This window comes from Streptomyces telluris, assembly GCF_024519335.1.
Lineage (GTDB): Bacteria > Actinomycetota > Actinomycetes > Streptomycetales > Streptomycetaceae > Streptomyces > Streptomyces telluris.
The window spans coordinates 418,047-432,183 of sequence record NZ_JANIID010000002.1 but is presented as its reverse complement, the minus strand read 5'-3'; the positions used below and the strand labels follow the sequence as shown (position 1 = coordinate 432,183).

Below are 14,137 nucleotides of genomic sequence, written 5' to 3'. Positions count from 1 at the left end.
AGGGGCGGCACTAGAGTGTGTGTATAGAGGGAGTTCCTGACCGCCACCGCCCTCCACTGGCTGCAATCGGCCCCCCTGCGCACCTTCTGCGGGCAGCTCGCCGGAGTCGTCCGCGAGGGCGGCGTCTTCCTCAACGCCGACCACATGCCGGACGCCGGCACGCCCCGCATCAACGAGGCCGAACGCGCGCTGCGCCACGCGCGCATGGAGCGCGCCAAGGCGGCGGGCGCGCTCGACTGGGGCGCGTGGTGGGAGCTCGCCGCCGCCGACCCGGTGCTCGCCGGGCCGACCGCCGAGCGCTTCGAGATCTACGGGGAGCACGCCGACGGCGACACCCCCTCCGCCGAGTGGCACGCGCGCACCCTGCGCGAGGCGGGCTTCGCCGAGGCCCGGACGGTCTGGAAGTCGCCGTCGGACGCGATGGTGCCGGCGCTCAAGTGACAAGCGGAAGGGGGCGGTACGGGTCCCGGACCCGTACCGCCCCCTTCCGTGTCGGTTCGCTACAGCACCTTCGACAGGAACGCCTTCGTCCGGTCGTGCTGCGGGTTGGTGAGCACGTCGCGCGGGTTGCCCGACTCGACCACCACGCCCTGGTCCATGAAGACCACCGAGTCGCCGACCTCGCGGGCGAAGCCCATCTCGTGGGTCACCACGATCATGGTCATGCCGTCCTCGGCCAGGCCCCGCATGACGTCCAGGACGTCACCGACGAGCTCCGGGTCGAGCGCCGAGGTGGGCTCGTCGAAGAGCATCAGCTTCGGCTCCATCGCCAGCGCCCGCGCGATCGCGACGCGCTGCTGCTGACCGCCGGAGAGCTGCGAGGGGTAGTTCTCGGCCTTGTCGCCGAGACCGACCCGGTCGAGCAGCTTCTTCGCCCGCTCCCGGGCGACGGCCTTCGTCTCGCCCTTGACCTGGACCGGCGCCTCCATGACGTTCGCGAGCGCTGTCATGTGCGGGAAGAGGTTGAAGCGCTGGAACACCATGCCGATGTCCCGGCGGTTCTTGGCGACCTCGCTGTCCTTGAGCTCGTAGAGCTTGTCGCCCTGCTGGCGGTAGCCCACCAGGCGGCCGTCGACGTACAGCTTGCCCGCGTTCACCTGCTCCAGGTGGTTGATGCACCGCAGGAAGGTGGACTTGCCGGAGCCGGAGGGGCCGATGAGGCAGAACACCTCGCGCGGGGCGACCTCGAGGTCGATTCCCTTGAGGACCTGCACGGCGCCGTAGGACTTGTGGACGCCCTCGGCCTTCACCATCGCGTTCATGCGCTGACGCCTCCCTTGGGACGGTTGCTGAAGGAGGACAGGTTGGCCTTGACCTTCTGCCACGGGGTGAGCGGCAGGGTCCGCAGGGAACCGCGGGCGTAACGCCGCTCCAGGTAGAACTGGCCGACGCTGAAGATGCTGGTGAGGATCAGGTACCAGGTGGCCGCGAGGAAGAGCATCTCCACCGGGGCGCCGGTGGTCTGCCCGATGTCGGACGTGGAGCGCAGTAGCTCCAGATACTGGGCCGCCGCCGCTGCCAGCGACGAGGTCTTGAGCATGTTGATGAACTCGTTGCCGGTCGGCGGCACGATGACCCGCATCGCCTGCGGCAGCACGATCCGGCGCAGCGTCTTGGCCTGGCTCATGCCGAGCGCGTGCGCGGCCTCGGTCTGGCCCTCGTCGACCGACTTGATGCCGGCCCGCACGATCTCGGACATGTAGGCGGCCTCGTTGAGCCCCAGGCCGAGCAGCGCGGCCATGAACGGCGTCATGAAGTCGCTCATCTCGTCCCGGTAGATCGGGCCGAGGTTGATGTACGGGAAGATCAGCGCGAGGTTGAACCACAGCAGCAGCTGGACGTAGACCGGGGTGCCCCGGAAGAACCAGATGTAGAGCCAGGAGACCGAGGACGTCACCGGGTTCTTCGACAGCCGCATCACGGCCAGCAGGATGCCGCCCACGAGACCCAGCACCATGGCGAGCACCGAGATCAGGACCGTCTTGCCGAGACCCTCGACGACCGTCGAGTCGAAGAGGTAGTCCGGGATGGTGCTGTAGTGGATCTTCGCCGAGGCGAACGCGTTGACCAGCAGCCCGAGGAGGGCGAGGACGGCGACGCCGGAGATCCACCGGCCGTAGTGCCGGACGGGGATCGCCTTGACGGCCTCGGGGAGGGTCGCGGTGGCGGCCGCGGCCTTCTTGGCGGCGTCCTCGCCCTTGGCGGGACCGGCCGGCTTGTCGTCTCCGGCGGCCTTTTCGGCCTTGCCGGCCTTCTCGGCCTTCTCGGCCTTGCCCGAGTCACCGGACTCGGCGGGCTTGTCGGCCTTGCCGGACTCACCGGCGTCCGCGGACTTGGCGAGCTTGTCGGACTTATCCGCGTCTGCGGGCTTGTCGGCGCCGTCAGCCTTTTCGGCCTCGGCGTCGGCATCGGTGTCCTTGCCGGACTTGCCGGCGTCGGCCGGCTTGTCCGAGTCGGCAGCCTTCGCGTCGTCGGCCGGCTTGTCCGCATCCGAGGCCTCGGCGGACTTGCCGGCGTCGGCCGCCTTCGCGCCGTCGGAGGCCTTGTCCGCGTCCGCGGACTTCGCTGCGTCAGCCGCCTCCGCGGCCGCGTCCTTGCCGGCTTCGGCGGCTTCGGCCGCCTTCGCCGTCTTCGCGGCCTCGGCCGCCTCGGTGGGTTCCTTCCCGTCGGGCTTGTCGGGCGACGGGGAGTCAGGGGAAGAAGTCACGGGGAGTGCCTTTCAGCAGATCCGTACGAGGGTGAGGGGGACGGGGGCAGCCGCGGCGGGACGGTACGTATACGCGCACACGCCCGCGCGGCGGCGACTCGTCAGGAACCGCCGTTGATCTTGGCTTCCTTGACCGCGCCTGCGTCGACGCCCCAGGTCGCGATGACCTTCTCGTACGCACCGTTCTTGATGATCGCTTCGAGCGCCGCCTTCAGGGCGTCCCGCAGCTGGGTGTTCTCCTTCGCGACGGCGATGCCGTACGGCGCGGCCTCGACCTGCTCGCCGACCGTCTCGAAGTCGTTGCCGCCGCCCGAGGTCTTGACCGCGTACGCCGCGACCGGGAAGTCGCTGGAGACGGCGTCCACGCCGCCGGCCTTGAGCCGGGTCTGGGCCTCGAGGTCGGTGTCGAAGGCCTCGATGGAGATGGAGTCCTTGTCGTCCTTCTCGCACTTCTCAGACTGGGACTTGGCCAGGTCGTGCGAGACCGTGCCGCGCTGGACCGCGATCTTCTTGCCGCAGAGGTCGTCCCAGCCCTTGATGTCCTTGGTGTCGCCCTTCTTGGTGTAGAGCGAGACGCCGGCGTTGAAGTAGTCGACGAAGTCGACGCCCTCGCCGACCTTCTTCTTGGTCTTGGGGTCCACGCCGTCCTGGCGGTCCTTGGTGTCGGTCATCGCGGACATCGCGATGTCGTACCGCTTGGACCGCAGGCCGGTCAGCAGCGCGTCGAACGTGCCGTTGTTGAACTCGACCCTCACGCCGAGTTCCTTGCCGAGGGCGGCGGCGATGTCGGGGTCGATGCCGACGACCTTGCCGTCCTTCTTGAATTCGACGGGCGGGTAGGCGATGTCCGAACCGACCTTGATGACGCCGGAGTCCTGGATCTTCTTCGGCAGCTTGTCGAAGAGGGGGGCCTTGGAACCCTGGGCGCTCTGGCCGGCTCCGTTGCCGGTCTTGTCCCGCTGGTCGCCGCATCCGGTGAGCAGCAGGGCGCCGGCGACCGCGATCGCGCCGGCGGCGGCCAAACGACTCCTGGCGGCAGCCGTGCGAGGGGTGGTGCTTGCGGTCATTGCTGGTTCCTCCTGCGGGTGAGGGGGTGGCCCAAGGAGCCGACTGTTGGACAGACACAGAACAAACACAGGAAAACGCTGATGACGCACGAGGCGCGGAGCACACACCCTTGGATGTCGCGACCTCGTGTGATTGGGGCATCTTGCCATCCGGACTGCACCATTCGGGGGCCTCGCTATGTCAAAATCGGATAACGGGCGATCCCCGTGCCGCATCAGGTCGGTACCAGGTCGGTCCGGAGTAACGGACTCAAGGGTTCCGCTTCTATGAGCCGCCGAGCGAGACGTATGTCACGCGCGCTCTGTCTCACTCCGTGGACTTATGCCCCCAGTTGACACCGTTCCGACCCGCGAACAGGGGCTGCTCCCGGCCGCGCCGCGACAAGTCAGCGGGAACTCACTCGTAGGCCGTAGCGCTCATTTGATAGAAAGGCCAGCCACACCCCGCACCAGGGGGAAGGGCGCGTGTGCGGCGCGCCCGGCATACGTCTCCGAAACGCGCGGCACCACCCCCCGCGCGCAGGTCATCTCGGTGGCCGGACACGGACGTGAAGCCCGACCCGCCCCGCAACCCAGGGCGGATACCCTCGACGGACATTCGACAAAGGGGTCAAATAAAGTGGCAGCGGAGATCGTGAATCCTCGCAGCGACAGCGGTCCGGACGATACTCGCGACGAGTTCTTCGATCCGGCGTTCGCGCTGCACCGGGGCGGCAAGATGGCCGTCCAGGCGACCGTGCCCGTGCGCGACCGGGACGATCTGTCCCTCGCCTACACGCCCGGCGTGGCCAAGGTGTGCAGCGCCATCGCGGAGCAGCCGGAGCTCGTCCACGACTACACCTGGAAGTCCCAGGTCGTCGCCGTGGTCACGGACGGCAGCGCGGTGCTCGGGCTCGGTGACATCGGCCCGGAGGCCTCCTTGCCCGTGATGGAGGGCAAGGCGATCCTCTTCAAGCAGTTCGGCGGCGTCGACGCCGTCCCCATCGCCCTCGACTGCCGCGGCGTCGACGAGATCGTCGAGACCGTCGCGCGCCTCGCGCCCTCCTTCGGCGGCATCAACCTGGAGGACATCTCCGCGCCGCGCTGCTTCGAGGTCGAGCGCAAGCTCCAGGAGCGGCTGGACATCCCCGTCTTCCACGACGACCAGCACGGCACCGCCGTCGTCACCCTCGCCGCCCTGCGCAACGCGGCCAGGCTCACCGGGCGGACGCTCGGCGAGCTGCGCGCCGTGATCTCCGGCGCGGGCGCGGCCGGCGTCGCGATCGCCAAGATCCTGGTGGAAGCGGGCATCGGCGACGTGGCCGTCTGCGACCGCAAGGGCATCGTCTCGGGCGACCGGGAGGACCTCACCGAGGTCAAGCGCGACCTCGCCGGCTTCACCAACAAGGCCGGGCTCACCGGCCCCCTGGCCGTGGCCCTGGACGGCGCGGACGTCTTCATCGGCGTCTCCGGCGGCACGGTCCCGGAGGAGGCCGTGGCCACGATGGCGAAGGACGCCCTGATCTTCGCCATGGCCAACCCCACCCCGGAGATCCACCCGGACGTCGCCCACAAGTACGCGGCCGTCGTCGCCACCGGCCGCAGCGACTACCCGAACCAGATCAACAACGTCCTGGCCTTCCCGGGCATCTTCGCGGGCGCCCTGCAGGTGCGGGCCTCCCGCATCACGGAGGGCATGAAGCTCGCCGCCGCGGAGGCCCTCGCGGCCGTCGTCGCGGACGAGCTGAGCGCCGAGTGCGTCATCCCGTCGCCGTTCGACGAGCGGGTCGCCCCGGCCGTGACGGCCGCCGTCGCGGCGGCCGCGCGCGCGGAGGGCGTGGCCCGGCGCTGACGCTGACGCCGGCTCCCGACGCCGATACGGCGTACGCCTATGAGAGCCGTACGCCGTACTAGAGCCGTAGCCGTCTCCTACGGGATACGGGATACGGGACACGGGATACGAGACCGGGCCGCACCCCCTGCCGGGGGTGCGGCCCGGTAGCCGTCTCAGCCGAGCCGCCGGACGAACACATCGCCCGTGCCGTTGGTGTCGCCGGGGACCAGGTTGCGGCCCCAGCTGTTGAAGACGGCGGTCCGGCCGAGCAGGTCGGTCCTGACCTCGCCCGCGTTCCCGTCGTCCTGGGTGCCGTCGGCGGCGACGTTGAGCCGCTCCACGGCGCCGGTCCGCAGGTTCCGTACGAACACGTCCTGCCGGTCGTTGGTGTCGCCGGGCACGAGGTTCCCGGCGTCGGAGGCGAAGAACACCCGCTCGTTGTCCACGCTCATCGCGGCGCCCCCGTAGGAGGCGCCGTCGGCCTGCGAGCCGTCGGCGGCGAGGCTCAGGCGCCGGGTGGTCCCGGTCTGCAGGTCCTTGGCGTAGACGTCCTGGGCGCCGTTGGTGTCGTCCGCCACGACCTGCTCGGGGCTGGAGAAGAGGGCGTAGCGCCCGTCGGGGCTGAGCCCCGTGCCGCCGGTGACCAGCGCCTGCAGGCCGTCGTACGTCTCGGCCGCGCGCTCGGTGCGCCCGGTGCGCAGGTCGTGCACGTAGAAGCCGTAGAGACCGGGCCGGGCGAGATCCGCGGCGGGCCTGCGCGACCCGGGCTTCCCCGCCGTCTCCGGAGCCAGGTTCCGGGCCGCCGTCCGGAAGCCGATCCGGCTGCCGTCCGCACTGATCACCGGGTACCCGGACATACCGTCGGCCTGGGTGCCGTCGCTCGTGACGCTGACCCGCTGCGTGGTGCCGCTCCGGCGGTCGAGGACGAAGACGTCCTCCCGCTGGTTGGTGTCGCCGGGCACGAGGTCGTCGCGGCCGGAGACGAAGGCGACGTAGCGGCCGGTGGTGCTGATGGCGGCCGAATGGTTCGAGCCGCTGCCGCCGGTGCGGTTCGCGACGAGCACCTCGGTCCGCCCGGTCCGGCGGTCACGGACGAAGACGTCGGAGCCGGCGGGGTTGCTGCCGGGGGCGAGGTCCGCCCCCGAGTCGAAGACGACGTACCGCCCGTCGCCGCTGATCGACGGCGACGAGGACCAGCTGTCGGCCGGGGTGCCGTCGCTCGCGGCGCTGATCAGCTCGGTCCTCCCGGTCCGCAGGTCCCTCACGAAGACGTGCCCGGCGGGACCGGCGCCGGGCGCGAGCGTGCCGGCCCGGGACAGGAAGACCACCGTGCGGCCGTCGGCGCTGAGCGAGGCGCCGTGGGACTCCGCGTCGGCCTGGGTGCCGTCGCTCGCGACGCTCACCCGCTCGATGCGCGGGGCGGGGCGCGGGGCCGCCGCGGAGGCGGCTCCGGCTGCGGGCAGGAGGGCCGTGGGCAGGAGAACCGCGGGCAGGAGGGCCGCGCAGGTTCCTGCGACGGCCGCGGCGACGACGGCCCGTCTGAGATGACGCATGATCGTCTGAACCCCCTCGGGGACGGCCCGCGCCGGCGCGGCACGGGGCAACCGAAGCCAACCCCCGGGTCTCACGCCCGGTCAACGAGGAGGCGCAGTCTCCGCCGCGGATACGGCCGTTGCGACAGGAAGGACTGGACGGGACGCACGGCGCGGCGCGCGTCACACCGCGGCGTGGTTTCGCCCGGCAGGCGGCGGGGCTAGGTTCGGATCATGTTCGCCGCCTACGCCGCACGCATCGACCGTGACCAGCCGCTCACCGGACTCGAGTTGGGGCAGCGCCCCGAGCCGGAGGCGCCTCCCGGGTGGACGGTCGTCCACGTCAAGGCCGCCTCCCTCAACCACCACGACCTGTGGTCGCTGCGCGGGGTGGGCCTCGGCGAGGAGGCGCTGCCGATGATCCTCGGCTGCGACGCCGCCGGGGTCGACGAGTACGGCAACGACGTCGTCGTCCACTCCGTCATCGGCCAGACCGGCCACGGCGTGGGCCCGACGGAGCCGCGCTCCATCCTCACCGAGCGCTACCAGGGCACCTTCGCCGAGCGCGTCGCCGTCCCCGCGTGGAACGTGCTGCCCAAGCCCAAGGAGCTCAGCTACGAGGAGGCCGCCTGCCTGCCGACCGCGTGGCTGACCGCGTACCGCATGCTGTTCACCAACGCGGACGTGCGCCCCGGCCAGAGCGTCCTGGTGCAGGGCGCGGGCGGCGGCGTGGCCACCGCCGCGATCGTCCTCGGCGCCGCGGCCGGCCTGCGCGTCTTCGCGACCAGCCGCGACGCGGCCAAGCGCGAGCGCGCCGTGGAGCTGGGCGCCGAGGGCGCCTACGAGCCGGGGGCGCGGCTGCCGCACCGGGTGGACGCCGTCATCGAGACGGTCGGCGCCGCCACCTGGTCGCACTCGGTCAAGTCCCTCAAGCCCGGCGGCACCCTGGTGATCTCCGGCGCGACCAGTGGACCGAACCCGCCGGCCGCCGAGCTCAACCGCATCTTCTTCCTGGAACTGAAGGTCGTCGGCTCGACCATGGGCTCCAAGGAGGAACTGGCGGACCTGCTGAGCTTCTGCGCGGCGCGCGGCGTACGGCCCGTCATCGACTCGGTCCTGCCGCTGGACCGGGCCCGCGAGGGGTTCGAGAAGATGGCCGGTGGCGACCTGTTCGGCAAGGTCGTCCTGACGGTTTGACATCCTCCCCCTCGTAAACGAGGGGGAGTCCTACGGCTCGCGCCGTAGGGATTTCTGCTTCGTCGCCGATGGCCCGCCCGGAGTTCTCCGTTGAGGTCTTACGCCGGCTCCACAGACAGACACCGCCAGCCCGGCGGCCCGAAGGTTCTTCGCTGCATTCATGTCCCGGTCGTGGGTCGTCCCGCAGCTTTGGCATGTCCAGGTTCGGACGCTGAGCGGCATCTTGTCCTGCAAGGTGCCGCAGGCGGAGCACAGTCTGGAGGAGGGAAAGAAGCGGTCCACCGCGATCACTTCCCGCCCGTACCAGGCGGCCTTGTACTCCAGCATGCTCCGGAACTCCGACCACGCGGCGTCGCTGATGGCGCGGGCCAGGTTCCGGTTTTTGACCATGTTGCGTACGGTCAGGTCCTCGATGACGAGCGTTTGGTTTTCACGCACGAGTCGGGTGGTGAGCTTGTGGAGGTGATCTCGCCTGCGGTCGCTGATCCTGGCGTGGATCCTTGCGACCTTCAACCGGGCTTTGCGTCGGTTGGCGCCGTCACCCTTGGCCTTGCGGGACAGCTCCCGCTGTGCTTTGGCAAGGCGGCCGCGGTCGCGGCGTTCGTGCCTCGGGTTGGCGATCTTCTCGCCGGTGGAGAGGGTCAGCAGGTGTTTCAGGCCGACATCGATCCCGACCGCCGAATCGGTGGCGGGGAGAGGCTTTACGCCGGGGTCCTCGCACAGCATCGAGACGAACCAGCGACCCGCCGCATCCTGCGACACCGTCACCGTGGTCGGCTGCGCCCCCTCAGGGAGAGGCCGAGGTCGCGACCATACGATGTTCAACGGATCCTTCATCTTCGCCAGGTACATACGGCCGTCCCGGAACCGGAACGCCGAGCTGGTGTACTCGGCGGACTTCCGCGACCTCTTCCGGGACTTGAAGCGCGGATACTTGGCCCGCTTCTCCCAGAACGCTACGAATGCCCCTTGCAGGTGCCGGAGGCACTGCTGCAGCGGCACGGAAGACACCTCGGACAGATAGGCCAGTTCCTCGGCCTTCTTCCATGCCGTCAGCATCGCCGAGGTGGCGTTGTAGTTGACCCGCTCGCCTCTCGCCCATGCTTCGGTGCGGGCAGCGAGCGCCATGTTGTAGACCTTGCGCACGCACCCGAACGTCCGGGCAAGCTCAGCAGCCTGCTCGGACGTCGGATAGAAGCGGTACCTGAAGGCCCGCTTCACGCACACGGTCACGAATCACAAGCTAGCACGTCAACTTGTGAGTTTTCACGGATAGTTGACTGCCTGGATCGATCCACCCTTGCAGCCGGTTCATATGACCTGCTGCGCCGGAGTTTGATTCCCTCCCCGCCTCGGGCGGGACTCCTCGGAGGTGCCGGATGATCATGTGCTCGCCGAAGAGACGCTTGCGCAAGGCGGCGTTCCTCGCCGCTGCCGCTGTCCTGCTGCTTCTGACGCCCGGGGCCCCGGCGGAGGCCCGTACGGACCCGGGTGCCGCGGGCCCGGGCGCCCCGGCCACGGGCATCCCGGCCACGGGCATCCCGCCGCTCACCGACGAGCAGGGCCGGGCCCTCACCCTGCGCGGCTGGAACCTCGCCGACAAGGAGCACCGCGGCGACGAGGCCCTCGCGGACATCACGGAGCGCTCCCTGCGCGACATGGCCGCGGAGGGCTTCAACCTCGCCCGCCTCGCGGTCTTCTGGGACGACCTGGAGCCACGGCCCGGCCACTACAGCACGGCCTACCTCCGCAAGATCGAACGCGTGCTGGACTGGGCGCACAAGTACCGCGTCCGCGTCGTCATCGACGCCCACCAGGACGTCTACGGGCCCGCCTTCGGCAGCCACCGCGGCATCCCCGCCTGGGCCACCCGCACCGACGGCCTGCCCTACCGGCCCCACCCCGACGACTGGTTCGCCGAGTACTTCGAACCGGCCGTCCAGGCCGCCTTCGAGCACCTCTACCAGGACGAGGACCTGCGCCGCGCCCAGGCCCGCATGTGGCAGGTCCTCGCGGGGCGGCTCGCGGGCCACCCCGCCGTGTTCGGCTACGACCTGATCAACGAGCCGATGGGCCGGATACGCCCCGGCGAGAGCATCCCCGACGCGGCCCGCCGCATCGAGTCCACGCAGATCACCCCCATGTACCGGCGCATCGCCGAGGCGATCCGGCGCGTCGACCGCCGCCACTGGCTGTTCGTCGAGCCCACCCCCGCCGCCGGCGAGGGCGTCCCCACCGGCCTCGGCCGCATCCACGACCCCAAGGTCGTCTACGCCCCGCACTTCTACAACGCCGCCATGGAGGCCGGGCGCGACTACGACCCGGCGTCGGGCTGGCTGACCGCATACGAGGCCGCCGTCGTCCACTACCCGCGCGCCATGGGCATCCCCGTCTTCATCGGCGAGTGGGGCCCGCTCGACAGCTCCCTGCCGAACATGGGCCACTTCTACGAGGACGCACTCACCTCCATGTCCCGCTACGCGAGCGGCTGGGCGAGCTGGCAGTGGTGCTACGGCGGCGGCTACTGCGCCATGAACGCCGACGGGATCTTCCAGGCCAACAAGTCCCGGACGGCCGAGCCGTACGCGGCCGCCGTGGCGGGGACGGTGCGGTCCGCGTTCTACAGCCCGATGACGGGCGCCTACCGCCTGATATACGCCCCGAGGCGGCACGGCACCACAGAACTGATCCTGCCGCCGGCGCCCCGCGGCTGGCACGTCACGGTGACGGGCCCGGCCCGGGCGGACACCACGCGGGTTCCTGAGGTGGAGCGGGCTACGGTGCGGGTGACGGCGGGCGCCGGAGGCGGCGAGGTCGTGGTGACGGCGACGTCGGACTGACGCGGGCGCCGCGCGCCGGGGCCCGTGACCCGAAGTGTTGCCTCATCAGGCATCGATCCACGGCTTCCACTGGTAGCGGACTGCCACGATTCCCAGCATGACGGGAACCCAAAGGACGATCAGCCATCCCCATTCCCTCCAGACAAGCGCACCGAGTGGCACGATCAGCAGCGCATTCACCACTACGAGGCGTCTGCGGTCCGCCTTGAACAACCGGCCTTTGAGCTCTCGGGAATAGCTCAGCATGATGAGCCAGTCATCGCTGAAGAAGCCGAACACCCATGAGAGGATCGCTGTTTCCGGTGTACTGACACCCTTCGCTGATAGCCCCCAAAGAGTTGCCAGCGCGCCGATGAAGATAGCCGACTGGCAAAGGTCGCGCAGGCGGCGATCCTTGTCGTTCAACACTGGATTGATCGTCTGAAACTCGGTCTCGAACTCGGTAGGCTTTCCGGTGCCGCCGAGCCCGTTGACGTCGAGCACGTACGAGAGGGCCCGCCACATCAGCAGTGCGGTGAAATAAATCGTTGTCAGGCGGAGTGTGACCGCGCCCTCGAACCACTGCCGCTTCACCTCGGGCCACGTCATCAGCTCCAGCTGTAGCAGCGGGTTGAGTACGGCGAACGTCAGGCAGAAGGCTGCAGCTCCGAAGGCCAAGCCAAGAGCAAGGGCGACGCTGTCCAGCTGTTTGAGGTGGCGATCGCTGTCCTCCGCCGAGCCCTCGCTTTGCTTACCTTTGTTGATGGCATGCTGAAGACTCGCGAGGAAAAGAAATGCCAGCACGCCGCCCACTACGAGAGCGGGCAGAAGTCCAGCGTCGTGCGAGTACATGTCTCTATGCCATCCCGGAGCGCCCGGTTCCGTCACCCGGTCAGAGAATGCGGAACGAACAAACATAATGTGCTGAGAGAACGCACACCGAATCCTGCAGGTTACGCGACAGGTGGCATCCGGCCGGTCACGTCACGCTTGTGCGGCTTTCAGAGCAGAAGCAGGCTGACCACTTGCTGTGTGCCGGTCAGGTCAGGGAGGACGGCGTCGGCACCTGCCGACCGGAGCTCCTGTTCGGAGCTCCGGCCTGTGGCCACGGCCACCACGCGTACTCCCTGGCGCAGACCGGCCTGTACGTCGGCAGGTGTGTCGCCGACCAGGACCGCATCGGCCGCCCCATGCATCGCTCGCCGCAGTGCGTGCGCCACCAGCTCGGCGCGGTCCTCGTCGTCCTCCCCGTAGGCGCCGATCGCCAGGTCGAGGTGACGGTCCAGGCCGAAAGCCGCCAGCTTCACCGCGGCTGTGGGGCGGATGTTGCCGGTGACGACGGACTGCCTCAGGTTCGCCACCCGTGCCAGGGCGCTGAGCACGGCCCCGGCACCCGGCAGGGCGCGGCCCGCTGCGCGCACTTCGGCGGCCCGCCGGTGGTGAGCCTCCGCGAGGGCCGCAGCGAAGGCACCGAACTCCTCGTGGCCGGTCGCGAGTCCGTGCAACTGTGCGGTCTCGCGGAAGATGGCCCTGTCGGTGGCACCGTCGGGCCGGGCCTGCCTCTCCATCGCCCGCCCGGTGACTTCCCGAAACGCCTCGGCGAACAGGGACCGTCCTATGCCCCGGGTGTCCACGAGGGTGTGGTCGATGTCCCAGAGAACAAGTCCCTTTGTCATAGCGCCCCTTTGCCGCCGGGACTCCAGCATAGGCTGGCCGGGGGAATCGAGCTCTGTGAACGGAGGGCGGCGATGGTCGCTCCGGATCTGCCGATCGGTGACAGGATCCGCCACTACCGGAGACAACGCCGCCAGGACGTTATCGCAGGCCTTGTCGGCATCTCACCCGACTACCTTTCCCAGATCGAGCGCGGGCTGAAGGTGCCGTCGGTACCAGTCCTCAACGCGATCGCCCGCGAGCTCGGGGTGCCCACAGGTGCCCTGCTCGCAGATGTACCTCCGGACGCGACGGCGCCGGACGGGGGCGCTTGCCCCGGTGTCGTAAGGGCGTTGCTGGGGACCGGGCCGCCCCGTAGCGGCCGGCCGGCCGTCGGCCCCGTCGAGCTGCGCGGACGAGTGAACGGTGCCTGGATGAGGTGGCAGACGTCCCCGACCCGGTTCACCGAGGTCACGGCGGTGTTGCCGGCGCTGATCGGTGACGTGGAGCATTCCGTACGCGCGCACCGCACCGGTCCGGACGAACCGGCCAGGCGAGAGGTGCTGCGCGCAGCCGCGGATCTGTTCTTCCTGCTCCGGTCGTATCTGCGGCGTACGGGGCGCACCGATCTCGCCCTGCTCGCCGCGGACCGGGCCGCCCGGGCCGCGGAAGACGCCGACGACCCGCTTCGCATCCCGGCCGCCCAGTGGAATCTCGGGCACGCACTCCTGGGGTCCGGCGATGCGGAACAGGCGCAGGAGGTCGCGGTCCGTGCCATCGACCGGCTGGCTGCACACACAGTGGTGGACCGGGAGCTTCTCGCCATGAGTGGCGCTCTTCACTTGGTGGCGGCCGTGGCGGCCGTGGCGGCGGCCCGCCGCCGCCACTGGTGGGCGGCTCGTGCGCGCATCAGCGACCAGGCGCGACCGGCCGCACTGAGGGTCGGAGAGGGCAATGTGATGTGGACCGCTTTCGGCCCCACCAACGTCGAACTGCACAGCATCCGCGTCGAGATGGAGGCGGGGGAGGCAGGTGAAGCCCTGCGCATGGCGGATGCCGTGGACATGAGCGCCCCGCAGTCGCTCGAAAGGGCGTTCACCTTCGCTGCCGACGTGGCTCACTGCCACCACCTGCGCCGCGAGGACCCCGCTGTGCTCCTGCAGCTGCTTGAGCTTGAGCGGCTGGCCCCGGAGGATCTGGCCCGCTCGGCCGTGGGACGCGAAATGACCCTCGGCCTCATCCGGCGTGGCCGCCCCTTGCACGCCCGGAAGGCCGAGCTGCTCGCGGAGCGTTTGGGGCTGCTCTGAGCCGAGCCCGTAGTTCACCCGAGCTGACGGCTCGGTTCGTCC

Annotated in this window: 10 protein-coding genes and 3 pseudogenes; 6 read left to right on the top strand and 7 right to left on the bottom strand. The window is 69.8% G+C overall.

Annotated features, from left to right (window positions below):
- Window positions 1-36 precede the first annotated feature (36 nt).
- Window positions 37-441: pseudogene (locus tag NQU55_RS03940) on the top strand (SAM-dependent methyltransferase); the annotation flags it as partial.
- A gap of 59 nt (window positions 442-500) precedes the next feature.
- On the opposite strand, the gene NQU55_RS03935 reads toward NQU55_RS03940, so the two are convergent.
- The 3 genes and pseudogenes from NQU55_RS03935 to NQU55_RS03925 all read right to left on the bottom strand — a co-directional run bounded on the left by NQU55_RS03935 (window position 501) and on the right by NQU55_RS03925 (window position 3,774).
- Window positions 501-1,262 carry an amino acid ABC transporter ATP-binding protein gene (locus NQU55_RS03935; RefSeq protein ID WP_168092454.1) on the bottom strand — a complete coding sequence of 254 codons (762 nt, stop codon included), beginning with the start codon at window positions 1,260-1,262 and terminating at the stop codon, window positions 501-503.
- A pseudogene (locus tag NQU55_RS03930) lies at window positions 1,259-2,224 on the bottom strand (amino acid ABC transporter permease); the annotation flags it as partial. The pseudogene NQU55_RS03930 and the gene NQU55_RS03935, both read right to left, overlap by 4 nt.
- Before the next feature lie 584 nt (window positions 2,225-2,808).
- Window positions 2,809-3,774 (bottom strand): ABC transporter substrate-binding protein, encoded by a 966-nt coding sequence (locus NQU55_RS03925; RefSeq protein ID WP_168092453.1) that lies wholly within the window; start codon window positions 3,772-3,774, stop codon window positions 2,809-2,811.
- 619 nt (window positions 3,775-4,393) lie between these two features.
- Here NQU55_RS03925 and NQU55_RS03920 point away from each other — a divergent pair.
- Window positions 4,394-5,605, top strand: coding sequence for an NAD(P)-dependent malic enzyme (locus NQU55_RS03920; RefSeq protein WP_168092452.1), 1,212 nt, complete (start codon window positions 4,394-4,396; stop codon window positions 5,603-5,605).
- Between the two features lie 155 nt (window positions 5,606-5,760).
- Here NQU55_RS03920 and NQU55_RS03915 read toward each other — a convergent pair whose 3' ends face one another.
- A complete protein-coding gene (locus tag NQU55_RS03915) occupies window positions 5,761-7,140 on the bottom strand; it encodes a TolB family protein (RefSeq protein ID WP_168092451.1) in 1,380 nt (459 codons plus the stop codon).
- A gap of 213 nt (window positions 7,141-7,353) precedes the next feature.
- On the opposite strand from NQU55_RS03915, the gene NQU55_RS03910 reads away from it, so the two are divergent.
- The gene (locus NQU55_RS03910) at window positions 7,354-8,316 is read left to right on the top strand and encodes a zinc-binding dehydrogenase (RefSeq protein ID WP_168092450.1); all 963 of its coding nucleotides are present in this window, start codon (window positions 7,354-7,356) and stop codon (window positions 8,314-8,316) included.
- 30 nt (window positions 8,317-8,346) lie between these two features.
- Here the strand turns inward: NQU55_RS03910 and NQU55_RS03905 are convergent, their stop codons facing one another.
- Window positions 8,347-9,549 carry an RNA-guided endonuclease InsQ/TnpB family protein gene (locus tag NQU55_RS03905; RefSeq protein ID WP_168092449.1) on the bottom strand — a complete coding sequence of 401 codons (1,203 nt, stop codon included), beginning with the start codon at window positions 9,547-9,549 and terminating at the stop codon, window positions 8,347-8,349.
- 152 nt (window positions 9,550-9,701) lie between these two features.
- Here NQU55_RS03905 and NQU55_RS03900 point away from each other — a divergent pair, with 152 nt between their 5' ends.
- Window positions 9,702-11,156, top strand: coding sequence for a cellulase family glycosylhydrolase (locus NQU55_RS03900; RefSeq protein ID WP_168092448.1), 1,455 nt, complete (start codon window positions 9,702-9,704; stop codon window positions 11,154-11,156).
- Between the two features lie 45 nt (window positions 11,157-11,201).
- Here the strand turns inward: NQU55_RS03900 and NQU55_RS03895 are convergent, their stop codons facing one another.
- A complete protein-coding gene (locus NQU55_RS03895) occupies window positions 11,202-11,987 on the bottom strand; it encodes a hypothetical protein (RefSeq protein WP_168092447.1) in 786 nt (261 codons plus the stop codon).
- 149 nt (window positions 11,988-12,136) lie between these two features.
- The gene (locus NQU55_RS03890) at window positions 12,137-12,811 is read right to left on the bottom strand and encodes an HAD family hydrolase (RefSeq protein ID WP_168092446.1); all 675 of its coding nucleotides are present in this window, start codon (window positions 12,809-12,811) and stop codon (window positions 12,137-12,139) included.
- Window positions 12,812-12,883: 72 nt separating this feature from the next.
- Here NQU55_RS03890 and NQU55_RS03885 point away from each other — a divergent pair.
- Window positions 12,884-13,069 (top strand): annotated as a pseudogene (locus NQU55_RS03885) (helix-turn-helix domain-containing protein); the annotation flags it as partial.
- A gap of 153 nt (window positions 13,070-13,222) precedes the next feature.
- A complete protein-coding gene (locus NQU55_RS03880; RefSeq protein WP_240976293.1) occupies window positions 13,223-14,095 on the top strand; it encodes a transcriptional regulator in 873 nt (290 codons plus the stop codon).
- Window positions 14,096-14,137: the final 42 nt, after the last annotated feature.